Source organism: Oleiphilus sp. HI0086 (genome assembly GCF_001635225.1).
Genome location: NZ_LWFZ01001093.1, coordinates 1 through 22,239, shown reverse-complemented (window position 1 = coordinate 22,239; position 22,239 = coordinate 1). Strand labels below are relative to the sequence as shown.

At 46.1% G+C, this 22,239-nt stretch carries 19 protein-coding genes; 12 read left to right on the top strand and 7 right to left on the bottom strand.

What is annotated here, in order from left to right:
* Nucleotides 1–127 precede the first annotated feature (127 nt).
* Entirely contained in the window at nt 128–1,135 is a 1,008-nt protein-coding gene (locus tag A3756_RS19380; protein ID WP_068508834.1) for a metal ABC transporter solute-binding protein, Zn/Mn family, read from the top strand.
* Between the two features lie 11 nt (nt 1,136–1,146).
* On the opposite strand, the gene xseA is transcribed toward A3756_RS19380, so the two are convergent.
* Nucleotides 1,147–2,535: an exodeoxyribonuclease VII large subunit gene (xseA, locus tag A3756_RS19375; protein ID WP_068554359.1), complete on the bottom strand. Its 1,389-nt coding sequence runs from the start codon at nt 2,533–2,535 to the stop codon at nt 1,147–1,149.
* A 132-nt stretch (nt 2,536–2,667) separates the two neighbouring features.
* Here xseA and guaB point away from each other — a divergent pair, with 132 nt between their 5' ends.
* The 8 genes from guaB to A3756_RS19335 all read left to right on the top strand — a co-directional run bounded on the left by guaB (nt 2,668) and on the right by A3756_RS19335 (nt 10,348).
* Entirely contained in the window at nt 2,668–4,137 is a 1,470-nt protein-coding gene (gene guaB / locus A3756_RS19370) for an IMP dehydrogenase (protein WP_068511812.1), read from the top strand.
* Nucleotides 4,138–4,228: 91 nt separating this feature from the next.
* Nucleotides 4,229–5,809, top strand: coding sequence for a glutamine-hydrolyzing GMP synthase (guaA, locus tag A3756_RS19365; protein ID WP_068511815.1), 1,581 nt, complete (start codon nt 4,229–4,231; stop codon nt 5,807–5,809).
* 10 nt (nt 5,810–5,819) lie between these two features.
* Nucleotides 5,820–6,350 carry a tRNA adenosine(34) deaminase TadA gene (tadA, locus tag A3756_RS19360; RefSeq protein ID WP_068511818.1) on the top strand — a complete coding sequence of 177 codons (531 nt, stop codon included), beginning with the start codon at nt 5,820–5,822 and terminating at the stop codon, nt 6,348–6,350.
* Nucleotides 6,351–6,432: 82 nt separating this feature from the next.
* A complete protein-coding gene (galE, locus tag A3756_RS19355; protein ID WP_068554357.1) occupies nt 6,433–7,431 on the top strand; it encodes a UDP-glucose 4-epimerase GalE in 999 nt (332 codons plus the stop codon).
* Nucleotides 7,431–7,853 carry an HIT domain-containing protein gene (locus A3756_RS19350; RefSeq protein WP_068511823.1) on the top strand — a complete coding sequence of 141 codons (423 nt, stop codon included), beginning with the start codon at nt 7,431–7,433 and terminating at the stop codon, nt 7,851–7,853. Before galE ends, A3756_RS19350 begins: the two co-directional genes overlap by 1 nt.
* Nucleotides 7,854–7,862: 9 nt before the next feature.
* Nucleotides 7,863–9,119: a hypothetical protein gene (locus tag A3756_RS19345; RefSeq protein ID WP_068511824.1), complete on the top strand. Its 1,257-nt coding sequence runs from the start codon at nt 7,863–7,865 to the stop codon at nt 9,117–9,119.
* Nucleotides 9,120–9,129: 10 nt separating this feature from the next.
* Entirely contained in the window at nt 9,130–10,053 is a 924-nt protein-coding gene (locus tag A3756_RS19340) for an alpha/beta fold hydrolase (protein ID WP_068511827.1), read from the top strand.
* Nucleotides 10,054–10,057: 4 nt separating this feature from the next.
* Nucleotides 10,058–10,348: a TfoX/Sxy family protein gene (locus tag A3756_RS19335; RefSeq protein ID WP_082865380.1), complete on the top strand. Its 291-nt coding sequence runs from the start codon at nt 10,058–10,060 to the stop codon at nt 10,346–10,348.
* Nucleotides 10,349–10,915: 567 nt separating this feature from the next.
* Here the strand turns inward: A3756_RS19335 and hypE are convergent.
* The 5 genes from hypE to hypB are packed head-to-tail and all read right to left on the bottom strand — an operon-like array spanning nt 10,916 to nt 16,423.
* The gene (gene hypE / locus A3756_RS19330; RefSeq protein WP_068554356.1) at nt 10,916–11,956 is read right to left on the bottom strand and encodes a hydrogenase expression/formation protein HypE; all 1,041 of its coding nucleotides are present in this window, start codon (nt 11,954–11,956) and stop codon (nt 10,916–10,918) included.
* 14 nt (nt 11,957–11,970) lie between these two features.
* Nucleotides 11,971–13,131, bottom strand: coding sequence for a hydrogenase formation protein HypD (gene hypD / locus A3756_RS19325; RefSeq protein WP_068511833.1), 1,161 nt, complete (start codon nt 13,129–13,131; stop codon nt 11,971–11,973).
* On the bottom strand, nt 13,121–13,345 hold the full coding sequence (locus tag A3756_RS19320; RefSeq protein ID WP_068554170.1) for a HypC/HybG/HupF family hydrogenase formation chaperone: 225 nt from the start codon (nt 13,343–13,345) through the stop codon (nt 13,121–13,123). The genes hypD and A3756_RS19320 overlap by 11 nt, the downstream gene beginning before the upstream one ends.
* 23 nt (nt 13,346–13,368) lie before the next feature.
* Nucleotides 13,369–15,717: a carbamoyltransferase HypF gene (hypF, locus tag A3756_RS19315; RefSeq protein ID WP_068554355.1), complete on the bottom strand. Its 2,349-nt coding sequence runs from the start codon at nt 15,715–15,717 to the stop codon at nt 13,369–13,371.
* Nucleotides 15,701–16,423, bottom strand: coding sequence for a hydrogenase nickel incorporation protein HypB (gene hypB / locus A3756_RS19310; RefSeq protein WP_068554351.1), 723 nt, complete (start codon nt 16,421–16,423; stop codon nt 15,701–15,703). Before hypB ends, hypF begins: the two co-directional genes overlap by 17 nt.
* Nucleotides 16,424–16,519: 96 nt before the next feature.
* Between hypB and A3756_RS19305 the strand changes: the two genes are divergently transcribed.
* From A3756_RS19305 to A3756_RS19295, 3 genes are all read left to right on the top strand, one after another.
* The gene (locus A3756_RS19305; RefSeq protein WP_068554350.1) at nt 16,520–17,425 is read left to right on the top strand and encodes a patatin-like phospholipase family protein; all 906 of its coding nucleotides are present in this window, start codon (nt 16,520–16,522) and stop codon (nt 17,423–17,425) included.
* A 278-nt stretch (nt 17,426–17,703) separates the two neighbouring features.
* Complete coding sequence (acs, locus tag A3756_RS19300) at nt 17,704–19,668, top strand: acetate--CoA ligase (RefSeq protein WP_068554348.1); 1,965 nt, start codon at nt 17,704–17,706, stop codon at nt 19,666–19,668.
* 137 nt (nt 19,669–19,805) lie between these two features.
* Entirely contained in the window at nt 19,806–20,453 is a 648-nt protein-coding gene (locus tag A3756_RS19295; protein WP_068511850.1) for a response regulator transcription factor, read from the top strand.
* 9 nt (nt 20,454–20,462) lie between these two features.
* On the opposite strand, the gene A3756_RS19290 is transcribed toward A3756_RS19295, so the two are convergent.
* The gene (locus tag A3756_RS19290; protein WP_082865379.1) at nt 20,463–22,181 is read right to left on the bottom strand and encodes a GspE/PulE family protein; all 1,719 of its coding nucleotides are present in this window, start codon (nt 22,179–22,181) and stop codon (nt 20,463–20,465) included.
* Nucleotides 22,182–22,239: the final 58 nt, after the last annotated feature.

Below are 22,239 nucleotides of genomic sequence, written 5' to 3'. Positions count from 1 at the left end.
GTTTAGAGATTTTTCTACAGGAAGTATGTTCCATTTTGTCAACAGAAAGTGAAATTCTATAAAACAGCTTCATATAACTGTTTTCCTAACCGGCAAAATTTCAACAGAAACCCTATTGAGGTTAAGTATGCAAAGTAACATTAGGTACAAGTCTAGCAGTCGTAGAGCTTTGCTCTCGATATTTTTGCTATGCCTTTCAATGAATGTAATGGCTGAACGGGAAGAGAGCGGTGCGGGAGCCAGTTTACAGTTAGTAGCGACCTTCAGTGTTTTGGCTGATATGGCTAAGGCGGTGGGAGGAGATCATGTATCCGTATCTACCTTGGTAGACTGGGGGGAAGATGCACATGTTTACCGCCCTTCACCTCAAAATGTTAAGCATTTATCTAAAGCTGACTTGTTGTTAATGAATGGCTTGGGCTTTGAAGGGTGGTTAGCGCGCTTGGTTGCCGCAGCAGATTTTAATGGCCTGACTGTGATAGCGACAGAAAATGTTCGTTTGATCAGAGAGCGAAAGGATTTGCGTCGACATAGTCATGGTCATCATGGCGAAGAAGAGCATAAGCATAGTAGCGCTTCTCTTGATGAAAATGATGATATTTCCAAGATGGTTGGAAGGGTTGACCCGCATGCCTGGCATAGCTTGCAGGCTGCAAAAGTATATATTCGCAATATCACCAATGCCTTAGCGAAGGTTGACCCTCCGCATGCCGGAGAATATGAAACGAATGCACAGGCATATATTGAAGAATTAGACTTGCTTAACCAAGCTTACGAGAAGAAGTTTTTGGCTCTGCCTGCGTCTCAACGACAAATGGTTGTTCCTCACAATGCCTTTGCTTATTTGGCTCGAGATTATGGTTTGAAAATGCGGAGCTTGCAAGGCATCAGTACGGGAGGAGAGGCTTCTGCAGCACAAATTGCACAAGTAGTTCGTCAGGTTCGGAGCTCTGGCGTCAAGGCGATTTTCGAGGAAAATGTCGCTGACAATCGCCTTATCAAAGTTGTGCAAATGGAAACGGGAGTCAATTTTGGAGGTGAACTGATCTCGGGCGCCTTATCTCATGAGCTAGCGCCAAGCTATCTCGATATGATGCAGTACAATCTAGCGAAAATTTATCAAGCCTTGAAGTAAGCTGGGCTGAGTTATAAGTCCAGTTCTGGAACACTTTGGTCGACGGTACAATGGACAATCCCATCTTTTAGTGTGGCACTGATTTTGTCTCCCGCCTTGAAGTCGCTGCACTGGGTTTGAACTTTCTGTTTATCGGACTTTAATATGGCATAGCCGCGCCCTAAGGTTGCAAGAGGGCTTGCCGTGTGCAGTGTCTGGGCTAGAATCGCCAGTCTGTGTTGCTGTTGTTCCAGGTTTGCATGCTGCGCTTGTACTAGTTTGTCGTAAGCGTTGTTTAGTGTTGCTGCGCTTTGTTCAAGCTTCGCTTGAGGGTTATATCTGAGTAAGCGGTGCTGAAGTATATTCAGACTTCCAGATTTATTTTCAATAGTGTTTGATAGTGCCCGTTTAATGCGCTCTTGAAGTTCTTCAAGGCGTAAACCCTTTTCTTGAAGGGCATCGCCAGGATGTCTTAGTCGTTTTTGTAAGGCATCGATGCTTTGGCTGAGTTGTTTGAATCGATTGTTGATCACAAACTCCAGGCGCCGTTGTTGTTGATCCAGGTTTTGCATTAATTCGTATTGGTCGGGCGTAATGTGTTCTGCGGCTGCTGATGGCGTTGGTGCCCGGTAGTCTGCTACCAGGTCGGCAATCGTAAAGTCTACTTCATGACCAACGGCGCTAATGATAGGTAGTTCGCTGTCAAAAATAGCACGTGCGACGACTTCTTCATTAAAACTCCATAAATCCTCTAGAGACCCGCCTCCTCGCCCAACAATTAATACATCTGCAAGGTTGTGGCTGTTGCAGTAAGCGATAGCGTCGGCAATTTGTTGTGCTGAGCCTTCCCCTTGAACCTGAACGGGTAGCAAAATGATCTCTAGTGCAGGGAAGCGACGCTGCGTCACTGAAATGATGTCATGAATGACGGCACCGCTTTGAGAGGTTATCACGGCTGCTTTTTTGGGGATTTGTGGTATAGATTTTTTATGCTGCTGGTCAAACAGTCCTTCGCCAGCCAGTTTAAGCTTTAGTGCTTCAAAAGCGGCTTGTAGTTGCCCAATACCCGCCGGTTCCATGCCTTCAACGATAAGTTGGTAATCGCCGCGACCTTCGTACAAGCTCACTTTGGCTCGAACAATTATCTGGTCACCTTCCTTGGGGATAAACTTTAAGCGTTGGTTATAGCCTTTAAACATGGCGCAGCGGATTTGGGCCTTGTCGTCTTTTAGCGTGAAATACCAATGGCCGGAGCGCGGTCTTGAGAGCCCGGTAATCTCTCCGCTTACCCAGGTTTGAGCGTAGCTGACTTCAAGCATTCGTTTAACTTGACGGTTAAGTTCGCTGACACTCAGTGCCTTGGGTTTAGCAGGTGTATGCTCAGGAATACTGGGGTCGGAAGGGAAGTCTGCGTAAGTCATTGCGATGTCATATTTGGGTGATAAGTTGAGGCGAGTTTAAAATGCTTTGGCGGTATTTACAATTATGCTTGTAAGGAGAGCCCCTCAAGCATTATAATTCCGCGTTTTATCTGGACATAAAGGTTGGCCCATATGTTGCGGATCGCACATGACGCACTGACGTTTGATGACGTTCTCTTGATTCCTGGTTATTCCGAAGTTCTTCCTAACGAAGTTTCTCTTAAAACTCGCCTGACGAAAGGCATCACCTTGAATGTTCCTCTGGTATCTGCCGCGATGGATACGGTGACTGAAGCTCCTTTGGCAATTGCCATGGCGCAGGAAGGTGGCATTGGTATCATTCACAAAAACATGACCGCTGAGCAGCAGGCGGCAACCGTTCGTGCTGTTAAGAAATTTGAAAGTGGTGTAGTGAAAGACCCTATTACCGTTGCTTCAAATATGACGGTACGAGAAGTGTTAGAGCTGACGGCAGCTAACAAAATTTCAGGTTTACCGGTTGTTGACGGTAAAGACTTGGTCGGTATTGTCACTGGCCGTGACATCCGCTTTGAAGGCAGTTTGGATACTAAAGTCTCAAGTATCATGACACCTAAAGATAAGCTGGTGACCGTAAAAGAAGGCGCTACTTCAGACGAAATTCGCGAGTTGCTGCATAAGCACAGAATCGAAAAAGTATTAGTGGTTAACGATAGTTTCGAACTAACCGGCCTTGTAACGGTTAAAGATATCCAAAAGTCGCAAGACTATCCAAATGCTTGTAAAGATGAAGCAGGACAGCTCAGAGTTGGTGCTGCTGTGGGTACGGGTGCTGGCACTGAAGAGCGCGTTGATGCATTGGTGCAGGCAGGTGTTGACGTGATTGTTGTCGATACGGCACACGGACACTCTAAAGGCGTTATTGACCGTGTTCGCTGGGTAAAAGAAAACTACCCGCAGGTGCAAGTGGTTGGTGGTAACATCGCAACAGCTGAAGCGGCGATAGCATTGGCTGAAGCAGGTGCAGATGCGGTTAAAGTCGGAATTGGCCCGGGCTCAATTTGTACGACACGAATTGTGGCTGGTATTGGTGTTCCTCAGGTTTCTGCGGTGGCTAATGTTAGTGCAGCTTTGAAAGAGCTTGATGTGCCTGTTATCGCTGATGGTGGTATCCGTTTCTCTGGTGATATTGCAAAAGCGATTGTAGCTGGCGCAAACAGTATTATGATCGGTAGTTTGCTAGCCGGTACTGATGAAGCCCCTGGTGAAATCGAATTATTCCAAGGTCGAAGCTATAAGGCTTATCGGGGAATGGGTTCTTTAGGAGCAATGGGCCAGTCTCAAGGCTCTAGTGATCGCTACTTCCAGGACATTAAATCTGGCGTCGACAAGTTAGTACCTGAAGGTATTGAAGGTCGTGTAGCGTGTAAGGGGCCGATGACTGCAATCATTCACCAGTTAATGGGTGGGCTTCGTTCTAGCATGGGCTACACAGGTAGTGGCGATATTGAAACGATGCGCACGGTACCGCAGTTTACCAAGATTACCGCAGCGGGCATGAAAGAAAGCCACGTTCACGATGTGACCATCACCAAGGAAGCACCTAACTATCGTGTTGGCTAGGCTTTAAGTACTTTTTAAGTTTTATTTATATTATGCGGGGCATCTTCTAGTAGAGCCCCGTTTTGTCTTTCTAAGAGGTTGATTTAATCCCATGACAGACCGTCAAGATATTCACGCACAGCGTATTCTAATTTTAGATTTTGGTTCACAGTACACTCAGTTAATCGCACGTCGAGTGCGTGAACTGGGCGTTTTCTCAGAGATTCGTGCCTGGGATATGGACGAAGCCGAGATCCGTGAATACAAGCCGACGGGTATTGTCTTAGCGGGGGGGCCTGAGTCTGTGCCTGAGCCTGGTTCTCCACGTGCACCAGAAGTTGTTTATAGCTTGGGTGTGCCGGTTTTAGGGATCTGTTATGGCATGCAGACTATGGCCGAACAATTAGGCGGCAAGGTTGAAAGCTCTGATGTACGAGAGTTTGGTTATGCCCAGATTAAATCTGAAGGTGATAGTGCTTTGTTCAAAGATATTGCAGATCACATTGAAGGTGCAAACCGCTTATTAGATGTATGGATGAGCCACGGTGATAAAGTTACTGCGATGCCTGAAGGTTTTGAGTTGATGGCCTCAACTGAATCTTGCCCTATTGCTGGTATGTACTGTGCAGAGAAGAATTTCTTTGGTATCCAGTTCCACCCTGAAGTAACGCATACCCTGCAGGGTGAGCGTATTTTAAGTCACTTTGTAAAAGATATTTGTGGTTGTGAATCACTTTGGACGCCAGCAAAGATTATTGAAGATCAGATTGAACGAGTTCGTGCCCAAGTGGGTGATAAGAAGGTCTTGCTAGGTCTATCTGGAGGTGTTGATTCTTCAGTGGTTGCGGCGCTATTGCATAAAGCCATTGGTGATCAGTTAACCTGTGTTTTTGTCGATAACGGCTTGTTACGTAAGAACGAAGGCGACATGGTGATGGAGATGTTCGCCGAAAACATGGGCGTCAAAGTCATTCGTGCTGATGCTGAAGACTTATTCTTGGGTAAGTTAGAAGGTGTTTCTGATCCCGAGAAAAAGCGAAAAATCATTGGTAATACCTTTATTGAAGTCTTCGATGAAGAAGCAACCAAGATTCAAGACGTTGACTTCTTGGCCCAGGGTACTATTTACCCGGATGTCATCGAATCTGCTGCAGCGAAAACGGGTAAGGCGCATGTTATTAAGTCTCACCACAACGTAGGTGGCTTACCAGACGATATGAAGATGGACTTAGTTGAACCTTTACGCGAGCTATTCAAAGACGAAGTTCGTAAGATGGGCTTAGAGCTAGGTCTGCCTTACGACATGGTGTATCGCCACCCCTTCCCAGGGCCTGGCCTAGGTGTTCGTATTTTGGGGGAAGTGAAGAAAGAATATGCAGAAGTTTTGCGCGAAGCCGACGCTATCTTCCTGGAAGAACTTCATAAGGCAGACTGGTATCACAAAACATCACAGGCATTTGTTGTCTTCTTGCCGGTTAAGTCGGTGGGTGTTGTAGGGGATGGTCGTCGTTATGAATGGGTTGTTTCGTTACGTGCCGTTGAAACAATTGACTTCATGACCGCTCGTTGGGCGCACTTGCCTTATGAATTACTAGAGACGGTATCGAATCGAATTATTAACGAGATCGAGCATATTTCGCGTGTCGCATACGATGTCAGCTCTAAGCCGCCAGCGACGATTGAGTGGGAATAATTAGTAAGAAATGACGAAAGATAAGGTCGCATCAAAAAACTCTGGTAAGGAGCAACGCATAATTGATGAGCGTTGGATGCGACGCGCCTTGAACCTTGCAGAAAAAGCGGGCGCTGAAGGTGAAGTGCCAGTTGGAGCTGTCTTGGTTAGAGGTGAAGAGGTTTTAGGTGAGGCCTGGAACCGCCCCATCGCTAGCTGTGACCCGAGTGCCCACGCTGAAGTGAGAGCTATTCGGGCAGCAGCAGAACACGAAAGAAATTATCGCCTGCCTGGTACGACACTTTATGTCACCATAGAGCCTTGCACGATGTGTATTGGAATGCTGGTTCATGCTCGAATTGATCGTTTGGTGTTTGGCGCTCGTGAGCCTAAAGCGGGTGCGGTAGTGAGTCAGAATAACTTATTGAGTCACCCTTCCATGAATACCGAAATAGTCTATGCTGAAGGAATATTGGCGGAACAATGTAGTCAGATAATACGGGACTTCTTCGCGTTTCGCCGCCAACAGAAAAAACAGATCCGGCAGAATGCTTCACAATAATATTTTTTTCATATCAATCTTTTATAATAATCAAGCTAGGCTGTTGGATAGATAAATTCAGAAACAAAGGAAAGTAGAAAGAATGAAAGTACTTGTAACGGGTGGTGCGGGCTATATTGGTAGCCATGTTGTAAAACAGTTGGGTGAATCAGGCCATGACATAGTGGTTTACGATAACTTATCGACCGGCTATGAGTGGGCGGTGACCTATGGTGAGCTTGTTGTTGGTGATATTGCTGATGTTGAAAAACTTGATCAGGTTTTTGCCAAGCACAAGTTTGAAGCAGTCTTACATTTTGCCGCGAACATTGTGGTGCCCGAGTCAGTCGTAAATCCACTTAAGTACTACAGTAACAATACTCGTAATACCCTGAATTTACTGACTATTATTGAAAAGTATAAAACGCCTTACATGGTATTTTCGTCAACGGCGGCTGTTTATGGTATGCCGGAAGAGAAAGTAATTAGCGAAGATATGCCACTAGCGCCAATCAACCCTTACGGCGCATCGAAAATGATGAGCGAGCAAATGATTCGTGACCTGTCGGCAGCCAGCGATTTGAATCATGTGATTTTGCGTTACTTTAACGTTGCCGGTGCTGACATTACCAGCCGTTTGGGGCAGGCAACCCCCGAAGCGACTCATCTGATCAAGGTCGCTTGTGAATGTGTAACAGGTGAGCGCGATGGTATGGTGATCTTTGGTACGGATTATGAAACACGTGATGGTACCTGTATCCGCGATTACATCCATGTTGATGATTTGGCTAAAGCGCATGTTATGGCGCTCGATTACATGGCGAAAGGCGGTGAATCGCAAATCCTAAACTGTGGTTATGGCCGTGGCTTTACGGTCAGTGAAGTAATCGATACGGTTAAGGAAAAGTCAGGGCAAGACTTTCCGGTTGAAAATGTCGACCGCAGAGCAGGTGATCCTGATGCGCTGATGGCAAATAATGCCAAAATCAAAGCAGTACTAGGCTGGGAGCCAGATCATGATGACTTAGGTGTGATCGTTAAGTCTGCTTTGGATTGGGAAGCTAAGTGGCAGAAACAAAAAGCTGAGAGTGCAGGCGCTTAATGGCAGACTTCAAACTCGACTCACGCCTGGAAAACGATACGATTCACATAGCGTCTTGGCCATTGTGCGAAGTCTTATTGATGAATGATGTTCAGTATCCATGGCTTATTCTTGTTCCTCGCGTGGGTGATGCAACGGAGTTGTATCACTTAAGTGATGAGCAACGTCAGCAGTTAGATCTTGAGTCGATGTATCTTGGGCAAAACCTAATGCAGCTATTCTCGGGTGATAAGCTTAATATTGCCGCCTTGGGGAACGTTGTAAAACAGCTACATATTCATCATGTTGTGCGTTTTGAAGGTGACCCGACATGGCCAGCGCCAATTTGGGGTAAATTGCCTGCTCAGTCTTATAGCACAGATGAACGCCAGGCTACCTTGCTCAAGCTTAAGCGTATTATTGATAAAGACTGGTCTAACTAGTTATTGTCAATGAAGTACGACAGTTCAGCCGTTTCCAAATACCTGGATACCTATGCAGAGCCTGATATCCAAGCTCTGCAACGCTCCCTGGAAAGACCTTTCGACGCTGTGCTGGTTATTCCTGTTTATGATGAGCCCATCACTCAACTCTTAAAGATTATCGATAAAGTTAGCGCTCATTCGGCTGTTTTGATTTTCGTTTTCAATGCACCGGATGTTGATGAGCCTGAAGTTGCTGCTGCGCAGCAGCGAACACGAGAGGCGCTTGAAAGTCTGGTAAAGCAAACGCAGGCTAGGCAAGAGTCTGAGCTATTTCGAGCTAATATTTCCTCCACGCTGACCCTATATTGTATGAGCTATTGTCACGCGGAGCGCCTGTTGTCACCAAAGCAGGGAGTTGGGCTTGCCAGAAAACTCGGTATGGATCTCGGCCTAAAGCTCGTGCAGCAACAATATTTGAGTACCGGGAAACTAGCCGATTGGCTGCATTCAAGTGATGCGGATGTGAGTTTACCTGAGAGCTATTTTAATATCTCAGTGGATGACTCAAGCGCTGCCGCTGCGATTTACCCCTTCAAACATATTGCTGAGCTCGGGTATGAAACAGCGATGAGCTTGTATGATCACTCCTTGCGTTATTATGTTGATCAACTCCAGCAGGCTGGTTCACCTTATGCCTTCCACACAATCGGGTCATTGATAGCTGTTAGCCCTATCGCTTATGCGCTGGTGAGGGGGTTCCCGAAACGTTCAGCAGGTGAAGACTTCTATTTATTGAATAAGCTCGCGAAAGTTGGGCGTATTCATTCCTTGGAAGCTCCCACGATAGAAATTTCCGGGCGTCCTAGTCACCGTGTTCCCTTTGGCACCGGACCTGCGCTGCTAAAAATTAGCCGCATGGAAAAACCTGACAAGGTTTATACTTTCTATCATCCACAGTGCTTCAAACTGTTAAAAAAACTTCTAAGTATCATTTCAAATTCAGGACAGTCCTTCTCGTCTGCTGAGCTTCTGTTTGAAGCGATTAAAGATACAATGAGTGATGTCGATAGTGCAGCAGTGATTCAAGCGCTCTGTAATTTGAAGATAGAGAAGCAATTTAAACATCTTTCCCAAAAACGTGATTCGATAAGCTTTCAACGCGCTTTTCATATCTGGTTTGATGCTTTCGTCACGCTGCGCTTTATTCACGAAGTGCGTGACAGTCACTACCCGAATGTTAGTTTTAATGAGCTGCCTGAATTATCAAGCGAGATAGACCGGTAAGAGAGTTTTGATGACAGATACCTTAAGCAGAAGTGGAAAGCAGAGTGTGATTTCAGGTTTGATTCCCTGGGAATACCAAACCGGTTCAGGCATGACTTTAAGAGGCCATTACACCGAGCCTAGCGGTAAGCCTATGATCCACTTTATTCATGGTAATGGCTTCTGTGGCCTGACTTTTGAAAATCTTTTATCGCACTTTCAAGCTGATTATGACTTGTTTATCAGTGATGGTCAGGGGCATGGCGACAGTGATGCTGGTGGAAAATACCCAGGTTGGAATCGAAGTGCCAAGTATTTTGCAGAGGTATGGTCGAATTTTGAAGGTATGTGGGGCAAGGTGCCACGCATCGCGATGGGGCATAGCTATGGTGCCATCATGTCGACACTGATTATGTCTAGGCAGCCGAAATTATTCGATATGGGAATCCTAATGGACCCTGTCTATATGCCTCCAGTGATGGCGCGAACCGCGACAAGCCTAAAGACGCTTGGTTTGTCAAAGCGGATGCCCCTCGTTCGACAAGCCAAGGCTCGAACAGAGTCTTGGGAAAACTTCCAGGCCGTTTGGGATTACTTATACCAACGAGGTACTTTTAAGGGCTGGAAAGATGAGTGTCTTAAGTCTTATATTGACCATGCATTGATTGAAAGTGACGATGGCTCAATGCGCTTGAAATGCCCGCCTCGTATTGAAGCATCTATCTTCTCTGCTTATGCTAAGGGACTATGGCCAGCGATTCGCCGCATTGAAGCACCGATGACCATGCTCTATGGTGATCGGACTTACCCCTTTGTGAAACGCTCTAAAGCAAAAGTTCACGAAGCAAATTTGAATTACGATTTTATTGAAATGCCGGGTGGGCACTGTTTTATGCAAGAACAGCCTGAGCGCACGGCGCAAGAGATCAAACAAAAACTACGATTTAGTTTGTAGGTTTATGATGCGTTTAAGAGATCTAAAAGGCTTGGGTCCAAAAAGCGAAGCGGACTTGCTTGCTGTTGGCGTCTGTTCTGTAGAAGAGTTAAATCGGATTGGTCCCATTGAAGCATTTCTCAAGCTTAAAGCCTCGAATGATAAAGTCAGCCTAAATTTTCTGTACGCTTTAGTTGGTGCTGTTAAAGGTGAACATTGGCTAGACGTGGCCCGGCGAGAGAAGTCTTATTTGCTTAGCGAGTTAGATGGTTGCCAAGAGCTGGAGAGGATGTTTTCTCAAGATACTACGACTTAAGCAAGTTAGAGCCTTATGGTTATTCATTAAAAAGCATTTGTTAAAGAAGAAAGAAGTGAACTTCTTGAGCTACGTTAAAGTCTGCATTTAAGACTCTGACAACTCTAATAGGGTGCGCCATGCGCACCTCTGAACTCCGTGGCTCAAACAAACATAAATAGGGGTGGCCAAACCAATTCCCCCAGGCCTGTAGGCAGAGCCTTCCACGGCTCGCATGAGGGCTAGCACGAGGTTGATCAAGCGAGAGGTGGATCCTATGCCTACGGAGGAGACGATCAAACTCCGCTGGTGCGCACGGCGCACTCTATTGATATAGAAACGTCAGCTTTTGGCACTACTTTGTCACACATAACCATCAAAGCAATAAATCGCAGCCAATAAAAAACCCGACTAAAGAGTCGGGTCAAAGAAAATCATGAAATCTGTTTCCGAAACCGTGGGCCTGAATCGCTGTTCCGTACTTCGATGATGTAATCATATGACAGGTGATGCCTTGGGTCTGTAGCAAAAGTTTTGCGATGTGTAACATTTGATTAACAAGATCTTTTTTGAGTTGTGAACTGTTACCTAGCAAATTCTCGGTAATTGGTCAGCGTAACGCCACTCAATCAGGCGTTTACCGCCAAAGTTTGTAGTGAGTTGAATCAGCTCGTTTTCATCTTTGATTAGTTCGCCAATGATTTCAGCATCTCGACCTTTAGGGTGTTGTTTCATCACTTGCAGCAGTTGTTTCGTCTGCTCAGCTGGGCAGATTGCAACAAGTTTACCTTCGTTGGCAATATGCAGTGGATCTAAGCCTAGTAGTTCAGCCGTTGCGGCGACTTCAGGTTTAATAGGAATGTTTGCCTCTTCCAGGCTAATACCTAAAGCTCTGCCTTGGCATAGTTCGTGTAAAACCGCAGCGAGTCCACCTCGGGTTGGGTCGCGCATACAGCGAATAGCGGGGGCAGCTTCCAGCATGCTTTCAACCAGATCATTCAGCGCTTGTGAATCAGACTTTAGAGCGGATGAAAAGTTCATACCTTGCCTTTGAGACATAATGCAGGTGCCGTGATCTCCCAGGGTTCCGCTGATAATGACTTTGTCACCAGCCTTTATATTCACAGGTGATAAGTTGATGTCTTCAGGCAATGCGCCTATTCCTGTGGTGTTGATGTAAACACCGTCACCATGGCCTTGCTCTACCACTTTCGTATCACCGGTAACGATTTTAACCCCAGCCTCTTGGGCTGCCTCAGCCATAGAGTCGACAATGCGTTTTAGTTCAGAAAGCGGGAAGCCTTCTTCTAGAATAAAGCCAACACTTAGGTAGAGGGGCTGGGCACCTGACATGCAGACGTCATTGACTGTGCCGTGCACCGCTAAACTACCGATATTCCCGCCAGGGAAAAATAAAGGGGAGATGACATGGCTGTCGGTGGCCATGGTAATGCGAGACTGTGGTAGTGAAAGTGTTGCTTGATCAGACTTTTCTTGTAGGTAGCTATTATCGAAAGCTGGCAAAAAGAGTTCATCAATTAATGTGGCTGACGCTCGGCCACCACTTCCATGAGCCATCTCGATGAACCCATCCTTGAAATCCAGTGTGCTTGAGGTTTTGTTAGTCATTGGCGGGGCTCTGTCTACTGGGTGTTGGGTTGATAGCGATAGTAAGCTGCGCACGCGCCTTCAGATGATACCATGCATGAGCCAAGCGGGTTTTCAGGGGTGCAGGGCTTGTTAAATAGTTTGCATTCGTAGGGTTTTTTTTGCCCCGTCAAAACGGCAGGGCATTCACAGGCTTTGTTGTCAGATGCGATGTCATTGCCGTTTTTTGCGAACGTATCCTTATAGATATACTCGGCATCAAATTGTTGATATTCCTCTCGCAGCTTTAAAGCGCTGTCAGGCATTTCTCCGAGGCCTCGCCATTCGAAACTCTGTCGAAGGTCTAGGTACTTCTTGGTCAGTGCCTGTGCTTTCTGGTTTCCCTCAAAGCTTACTGCGCGCGTATATTGGTTTTCAACCTGGCAGGTGTTTCGGTTAATTTGGCGAACAAGCATTAAAATAGACTGAAGGATGTCCAAGGGTTCAAAGCCGGAAATGGTAATGGCTGTCTGGTAATGTTTGGCAAGTTCAAGATAAGGGCGTTCACCAGTGATAACGCTTACGTGGCCTGGGCCAATTAAACCATCAAGTACTCTAGTTCCAGCTTGTTTAGCTGGCTCTAGAATACCGGTGATTGCCGGAGGTGTCAGTACGTGGTTGCAGTAGATAAATAGGTTTTTAATATTGGCTTTGACAGCGGCGTCGAGCATAGCAACTGTAGGAGGCGTTGTCGTTTCGAAGCCAACAGCAAAGAATACGATATCCTTGCCAGGGTTATCTTGAGCCAGTGTTAGTGCTTCGAGCGGCGAGTAGAGCATGCGCACATCAGCTCCTTGGGCGCGTGCTTTTAACAAGCTCATTGTTTTGCTGCCGGGTACGCGCAACATATCACCATAAGAGCAGAGAATCGTATTTGGCTGCAGTGCGAGCGAGATAGCATTATCGATCGCGCTAATGGGCAGGACACAAACAGGGCAGCCGGGCCCATGGAGCAAGTCGATATTTTCAGGAAGTAAGTCAGGGATACCATAGCGAAAAATGGTATGCGTGTGACCACCACAAAATTCCATCAAGCGATAGCGTTTATCACTCTGTACTTCATTGGCAATGTTTTGGCAGAGCTTCTTGGCGAGTGAGCCTTGTCGAAACTCGCTGATATACTTTAGCTCTGGTGAGGCTTTTGTTTTAGCGCTCATCAGCCTCTCCTTGTGCAAAGAGCGCTAGTGTTCGTTTGGCCTCTTCTTCATCCAGCTTATTGAGAGCATAACCAACATGTAAAATAACATAATCGCCGACATGGACATCTTCGACTAGTGCCGTCGAAATCTTGGTCTTCACACCGCTTAGCTCAACGATCGCTTGTTCATCATCGAGAAGTGTTTCAATTTTTACCGGAAGTGCAAGGCACATGGTGCTGAGAGTCCTTAGTTATTTTACCAATGGCTCAAGTAAGCTTGACCCAGAGCGATGCCACCGTCGTTGGCGGGCAGCTTGATAGGGAAATATACCTTAAATCCCTGTGAAGTTAAGTGTTCGTTAAGCGATTCTCTGAGAAGCCGATTTTGGAAGCAACCTCCTGAGCAATAGACCGCTTTAGTCTGGCGCTGTTTGCTTGATTTCTCTAACCAACGAACGAGACCATCGACTAACTCGCGATGGAACAAGTATGCAGCCTGAGGTTTATTCTCCATAGCGCTTAAATAAGGAAGAAGCGGGCTAAGTAAGAGTTGGTTTTTCTCATCGATTTTGACAAGAGATTGAACGTGGTCCCTGGAGGCTGATCGAGCCAAAGACTCCAACTCTGCAGCGGCTTGCCCTTCATAAGTACACTCTTGGCGAACGCCGATTATTGAGGCGGCTGCATCGAACCACCTGCCTGCACTGCTCGTAAAATGGTGCGTTCCATTCAGAATGAAATGACTAGTGAGCTCATTCTTGAGGCTATCTGCGTAAGCTTCGAATGCCTGTTCCCTACTTGTTTTTGCCAATAGATTTGCACCAGTTCGCCAGATTTCCCGTGTGGCGATATCGCCACCAGGAATCGCTATTTTCTCAAGGTGTCCGATACGTTCTATCTGCTTCGAGTCTACATAGAATAGCTCACCACCCCAGGCTTGATTATCGTCTCCCAGGCCATTTCCATCGAGTATTAAAGCAAGCGCGGGTAGTTTTGCTTGGCCTGTTTGTTCTGCGAGTAAGGATGTCAGGTGAGCGTGATGGTGTTGAACTTTTATTAGGGGCGAGTTGCTTTTCTGCGAGTTCTTTTCAGCGAAGTGAGTACTTACATAATCTGGGTGAAGGTCTGCGCAGTATTGATCAATCCTATTGCCAAAAAGGTGTTGATAATGCGCGATGTTAGTCTGGAAACGCAGGTAGTTTTCTGGCTTGTCTAACTCGCCATGATAGGGCGATATATAGGCTTTATAGCCTTGAGTTAAGCAAAAGGTATTCTTTAAATGGGCCCCGCACGCAAGAGTGTGTGCTTGCCGATCTGCCAAAGCTATCGAGGCGGGAACTAGCCCACGAGAGCGTCTGATTAGTGCTTTGGGCTCACCTGCTTGGATTACTGAATCATCTGAAGGCGCGACAATATCCCGGTTGTTTAGCAAAGCGTAGTCAGCTAAGGAGGCAAGTCGCTCGATACACTTGTCGTTGTCATAAACTATGGGTTCATCAGGAAGGTTGGCGCTGGTCACGAGTAGTTGATAGTTTTGTGCTTCTTCAAGCCAATTTATTCCTTTTGGCCTGCCAAGCAGGGCATGAAAAATTAGATAATGAAGCGGGGTATAAGGCAACATGCAGCCCAAGTCACTTAGGTTCGGTGCGAGCCAATCTTCCTCTTCTTGCTTAGAGTCAGGCTTTAAACTTCTTTTCTTAGGCAGAAGTACAATCGGTGCGTGAGAAGAATTCAGCTCGTGAAGGCTTGCTCTGTCTAGCTCGACTATGGGCTCAAGTGAAGGCGTATTCAAGGCCATGAGGGCAAAGGGTTTATCAGGGCGTTGCTTAACTTTTCTTAGCCGCTTAATACTCTCAGAATTTTTGGCATCGCAAATTAAGTGGAAACCACCGATGCTTTTTATAGCAATAATAGCGCCTTGCTTTAATTGTTCGGCGCAAAAATCGATTAGTGCCTGATTCTGTTCTAGAGGCAAACGAATACCTTTCTTATCGACTAGCGCTAATTGTGGTCCACAGTCATTGCAGGCATTGGTTTGCGAGTGGAAGCGTTTGGCATTTGAGGGAGTGGAATATTCGTGCTGACAGGTACTACACATGTCGAACTTTGCCATACTGGTGTTGTCTCGGTCGTAGGGCAGATCGGCAATAATGCTGTAGCGTGGTCCACATTGAGTGCAGCTTATAAAAGGGTGAAGGTAACGACGGTTATTTGTGTCAAATAGTTCATCTAGACAAGAGGAACACAGTGCCAGGTCAGGGGATACTTCTGGTGCATTTGTCGATAATGATAGGCTATTGGAATCAGTTTCTGACTCTATGATTGAAAAGCTAGTGGCTGAGATTTGAGGGCTAATACGCTCAAGCTCAATACTCTCCACCTGAGCCGCAGAGGGCTTTGTTGCTAGAAGCTGATTACGGAATTCATCAAGGTGGGCTTGTTCCCCGGTTAATACAATTTCAAGGCCCGAGGAGGAATTTCGGACTGAGCCCGTCAGTGAAAGCGAGTGAGCGAGCCGATAAACAAAAGGCCGAAAGCCAAGGCCTTGTACTCGCCCGCTTACTTTCAGGCGAATACTTGCCGAGTCACTATCTTGTTGGTGCATGTTGATTGAGCCAGCTTAACCACTCTTCCATCCCGTCGCCTGTTTTGGCGGATAGAACGATAAACTTAATATCCGGGTTGATACGACGCGCATATTCGATGCTTTTATCGACATCAAAATCGACATAAGGAAGGAGGTCAGACTTATTGATTAGCATAAGTGAAGAAGCTTTAAACATGTCAGGGTATTTAAGCGGTTTATCTTCGCCTTCCGTGACCGATAAGACCACGACCTTGCTATGTTCTCCTAAGTCGAAAGCAGCGGGGCAAACGAGGTTGCCGACGTTTTCGATAAAAAGAATATCGTGCTCTGCCAGCTCAAGCTTTTTCATGGCATGTCCAACCGCATGAGCATCGAGGTGGCAGCCTTTTCCAGTATTGATTTGAATTGCCTTGGCACCGCTGTCGATGATTCTCTGCGCGTCATTATCTGTTTGCTGGTCGCCTTCAATAACACAGACTCTTTTGTTTCCCTTAAGGGGCTCGATCGTAGCGGTGAGTAGGGATGTTTTCCCGGAGCCTGGACTTGAAACCAAGTTTAAAGCGAGCACTTTATTTGAGGCAAGCAGGGCTCTATTCTTTTCCGCATAGCTATCATTCTTGGCAAGCAGGTCTTGTTCGACCTCAATCAGCCTAGAGTCAGTGTCGTGCTCATGCTCATGTTGATGAGAGTGAGAGGGAGTAGAGCAGCCGCAGGTTGTGCACATGGATATCGATTCTTGTTAGTAAGCTGATAAACATCATAGTAAATGAAACTCGCTCTGGTTAGAATTGCCTCAGGTCAAATATAAGAAACTTAATTTATGAAATGGAACCCTTTTAATCAGAGTATCGGGCTTGCGTTGGGCGGCGGCGCAGCAAAGGGTATTGCTCACATTGGCGTGCTGCAGGTACTGGAAGAGCGAAATGTAGAGATCGATTATATTTCCGGCACCAGTATTGGGGCTTTAGTCGCGAGCTACTATGCCTTCGGTAAGTCGATAGACGAGATCAAGAAAGTGGGCGAGGATATGAGTTTCAGCTCGATGGTCGGTTTGTCGATTCAACGCAAAGGTATCTTCACCACCAAAACCATTCACGAGATGATTTTGCAAGATATCGGTAATGTGGATATACAGGATGCTCGTATTCCTTTGGCGATTTGTACTACCGATATTCATACCGGTGAGAAGGTCATATTAAGATCAGGGAACTTGGCCGATGCGGTGTGTGCGTCAGCGGCAGTGCCAGGGATTTTTGTGCCGGTAGAAATTGAAGGTAGGTCGTTGGTTGATGGGGGTATCACTGAAAACGTACCCGTTTCAGCACTTGAACAGATGGGTGCGGGTATTACTATCGCTGTTGATTTGAATGGCGTGAGTCGCTATCAAGAACCTAAAGATATGGTCGCTATAATGGGGAATGCTATCGATATCGCAATTGATCAGCGTACCAAGGAGCAGTTGAAGAGGGCTGATTTGGTCTTGTCATTTGACTTGGCTAAATATAGTCGGTTTGGTAACCACGAACAGTTTGCGCCGGTATTCCAATATGGATACGACTTCACCGTAAAGAAGATATCACGCTTGTTCTGGTATCGGAAAATACGGCTTTTATATTTTCTTAGCGAGGTCCTGAAAGTGATTATTCCTCTCAAGGTGCCTATCATTCTGAACTTCAAAAGCTATTTGACCAGGCGGAGAAAGAAGATTCTTTCTAAAGTAGACTAATGCTTATATGAGAGCGAAAATACCGTGGAATTGAGAGCTGTGGTATGAGTTTATTGCGAGTGTCATTTGATGGGTGAACATTATCACTAGTCTGGGTTGTTTGTTCAATTGATGAAACAAACACTGAAGTCGGTTGTGCTATTTCTTTAGTTTATTGTCCAGAGAGCTTTAGACCATAGTCTAGTGCTCGACCAAGGTCTAATTGGCGGCGGCCAGAATATGTTGACAATAAGAGTTATATCTACTTACTCGGTAACATAGACTTCAAGGAGCCTGTCATGAGCTTAGCTGCCCAGAATAACTACACTACCTCTAATTCAACCAGTGATTTTGTGCCAAACATCGATAAAGTTGGCTATCAGAGCCTGTATCAAATGTCGATAGAGAAGAATGAAGACTACTGGCGAAAAGAAGCTGAGCGCTTGTATTGGGATAAACCCTTCACCAAAGTCAAAGATGTCTCATTTGCAAAAGATGACTTACATATTTCATGGTATGAAGATGGAGAGCTGAATGTTTGTTACAACTGTGTAGACAGGCATTTAGAAACGCGAGCAGACCAGGCAGCCATAATTTGGGAAGCCGATGAACCGGGCCACAGCAAGACAATTACCTATCGAGACTTACATCGAGAGGTGTGTCAGTTGGCTAATGGCCTGGAATCTATGGGAGTAGGTAAAGGTGACCGTGTCGTACTGTATATGCCTATGATTCCCGAGGCATCGTATGCGATGCTGGCGTGTGCTCGTATTGGTGCCATTCATTCAGTGGTATTTGGTGGTTTTTCGGCAACAGCTTTAGCAGATCGCCTGGATGATTGTGAGGCAAAAGTCGTGATTACGGCGACAGAGGGTGTGCGTGGTGGGAAATCTATCCCGCTTAAGTCAAGTGTGGACGACGCGCTGGAGATATCCAAACGTAATACTGTCAAAAATGTACTGGTTGTTGAAACAACCCATAACACAGGTTCAACTCGTCATAACTGGGACGTTGACTATCGTCGCTTGGTGGCTGAGCAAGCTGACAAGCATACAGCCGTTCCGGTAAATGCTGAAGATCCATTGTTCATTCTTTATACCTCTGGTTCTACCGGTAAACCAAAAGGTTTACAGCATTCCAGTGGTGGATATTTGACTTATGTGACGTCGACCTACTACTACACATTCGACCATAAAGAAGGTGATGTGTTCTGGTGCTCGGCAGATGTTGGCTGGATTACCGGCCATAGTTACATCGTTTATGGACCCTTGGCGAATGGTGCCACAACGCTCATGTATGAAGGCGTTCCCAATTATCCGAGTATGGGGCGCTTTGGTGAAGTAATTGATCAGCACAAGGTGACAGTTTTCTATACAGCGCCGACGGCTATTCGTACCTTAATGGCTAAAGCGGACGAAGCGACTGGGTCTAGTAAACGTGATTCACTGAGAATTCTTGGTACCGTAGGGGAGCCGATTAACCCGGAGGTATGGCGTTGGTATTATACTGAGTATGGCCATAGCAAATGTCCGGTTGTTGATACATGGTGGCAAACTGAAACGGGTGGTCAGATGATGACGCCTTTACCCTATGCAACAGAATCTAAACCGGGGTCTGCCTGTCATCCACTATTTGGTATACAAGCAGAGTTGGTAGATACCAATAGTGATATTCTCCAAGGTGAAACGAGTGGTCATTTGGTTATTATGGACTCCTGGCCGGGGCAGGCTCGTACCATCTGGAATGATCACGCACGGTTTATCGAAACCTATTTTTCAACTCATGACAATATGTACTTTACAGGCGACGGTGCCAAGCGAGATGCTGATGGCTATTTCTGGATTACCGGGCGTGTTGATGATGTCTTGAATGTTTCAGGTCATCGCTTAGGAACCGCTGAATTAGAGAGTGCTTTGGTGTCTCATCCTGATGTGGCGGAAGCAGCTGTTGTTGGTTATCCACATGATATCAAAGGTGAAGCTATCTATGTTTACGTGACGCCGATGGATGGAGTTGAACTTGCAGCCAATGCAACGGAGTTACTGAAGCAACATGTGAGAGTCGAAATGGGGCCCGTTGCGACTCCTGAGCTGATTCAGTGGGTCGATGCCTTACCCAAGACGCGATCTGGCAAGATCATGCGCAGGATCCTTCGCAAAATTGCTGCAGATGACTTTGGCAACTTGGGGGATACCTCAACGCTGAACGACCCTTCAGTAGTTGATGTGCTGATCGAGGGTCGTTTGAACCGCACTGACTCATAACTATAGGGTTGCTCGAGGGGAGATGAAAGGCATTATCTACCCCTCGAAAATTATGACCAGTCAGGCTATGCTGTTCTCCAAGGAACGTATTCTAATAATAAACATTGAACAGACATTCAATCCTGTTCGGAGAACTTATGTACCATTTTCATATCGCAGATGATCATCCACTTTTTCGCAGTGCCTTGTTAGAAATTATTAACGCCCACTTTGAAAACGTTACGATCACTGAATCGTCTGACCTGGAGACGACTCTGGCAGCCATTGCTGAAGACCCGGAGCTAGACCTTTTACTACTTGATCTGCATATGCCCGGCAGCCAAGACCTATTTGGCTTGGTGACAGTACGTGAGAAATTTCCTTCAATTCCGGTTGCTGTCGTGTCTGCTCGTGAAGATGCCGAGACGATAAGTCGCTCAATTGGTCATGGTGCAAGCGCTTATATTCCTAAATCAGCGTCGCCAAAAACTATCTATGAAGCATTGCAGTGCGTGACTGAGGGTGAGAAGTGGGTGCCTGAAGAAGTGCGCAGCCGCCTAAGGCGAATCGATGAAGAAGAGATGGACCTGGCTACCAAGATTGCTTCATTGACCCCTCAACAGTACAAAGTACTTTGCTTCCTGAGGGAAGGCTGGCTGAACAAGCAAATTGGATATGAAATAGGTGTGACTGAAGCAACTGTGAAGGCGCACATTACGGCGATATTTAAAAAATTAGGCGTGAGTAACCGTACACAAGCAGTCATTGTCTTGAGCAAGTTGTCTTTGGATGAGGCGTCTGAGTAAGGTTTGAGGTTATCCCAGTCTTACCCGATACACTTCTGACAATGAGGTTTGCTGTTGTCGGGCAATATGCAGTGCATGATCAGTAAGAGGCGTCATGCCATTTTCGATTGCGGCTTTTTCGATATCTGTCGCACTTACTTTTGGCTTGATCATGTCTCGAATATCGGGTGATAGTGTCAACAGTTCATATACTGCAACACGGCCTTTATGGCCTGTCATATGGCAGTTATCACAACCAGCGCCCTGATAGAATACTTCATCCTCACTCAGACCCAAAGCTTTCCGTACAATAGGGGATACCTGCTCTTCTTCCAGGCAGTGAGGACAATTCCGTTTAACAAGTCTTTGAGCCAGTACCGCTAGTAGCGTTGCATTTAGGAGATAGGCTTGTACGCCGATTTCAAGTAGACGGGTAATGGTCGAAGCGGCACTGTTGGTATGTAAGGTTGATAACACCAAATGCCCTGTAAGTGAGCTTTCTACTGCCATTTTAGCTGTTTCTTCATCTCGTATTTCACCGATCATAATGGCGTCTGGGTCGTGGCGAAGAATATTTTTGAGTGCACGTGCAAAGCTATAATCTATGGCATTGTTGACCTGGATTTGCAGAATATCATCGATATGGAATTCAACCGGATCTTCAACGGTGATGATATTGATTTCACGTTGTTTGATGGATTCGAGTGCCGCATAAAGTGTGGTGCTTTTTCCGGAGCCAGTAGGGCCGGTCACTAAAATCAGGCCACTGCTTTTGTTAACGAGTTGGGTAAACAGTTCCGAGTCTTTTTCATTGAATCCTATGGCATCGATATTATTGATACTGGTCGAAGTATCGAGGAGACGGATTACTACGCTTTCTCCATGAATAGTCGGCATGATCGATACGCGCAAATCAATCGATTTATCTTTGCTAGTGATTTTGGTCCGACCATCTTGAGGCAAACGATGCTCAGCGATATTCATTCCTGAGATAATCTTGATACGGGCAACAGCGGCAGGCAACATTTTAATATCAAAGTTGCGTATTTTTAGCAGACTGCCATCAATACGGTAGAGAATATCAACGCTTTTTTCTTTGGGCCTGATATGTATGTCTGATGCTCTGCGGGTTACCGCATCGGCGATCAAATTATGTATTAGCTTAACGGTTGGTTTATCTGATGCGAGCTTTATAGCTTGTTGAGCTTCCCAGCTATTGCTCAAGCTGGTGCTGGGCATATCCTTTAGAACATCATCAATATCGGTTGAGCCATAATATTGAGAAATTGCGTACTCTATATCACTTGCGGTACTCAATACCGGCTCGATGACTTGTTCAGATAAAAAATGCAGTAGGTTGATGGTTTCGTTATCAGACGGGTCTTCCATCGCCACGACTAAGCGATCTTTGTGAGCCATGAGGGGAATAACAGCATGTGCTCTGGCAAACTCGGCAGGAACTAGTTGCAACGCATGTTCATCAACGTCAAACCCGGCGAGCTGAATAAAAGGTATCTCCAGACAGCAGGAAAGTGCATTGCGAACCTGGTGGTCGCTAGCGTAGCCCAAGCGCTGCAATATATGCCCTAGCATTTCTTTCTTGCCCTCAGCAATTTGTTTATGCAGGGCGGTGCTTAACTGTTTTGACGTGATAATGCCGGTTTGCAGTAATATCTGCCCAAGATGCTGGTGTTGATAGCTTTTACTTTTTTCAAGTGACTCTACAAGCTGTTCACGATTTGCAATCAAGAAATAGGCTCCAAAACTAATTATATCCTTATTAGTTTAGTAGAAGATCGCCGCAAAT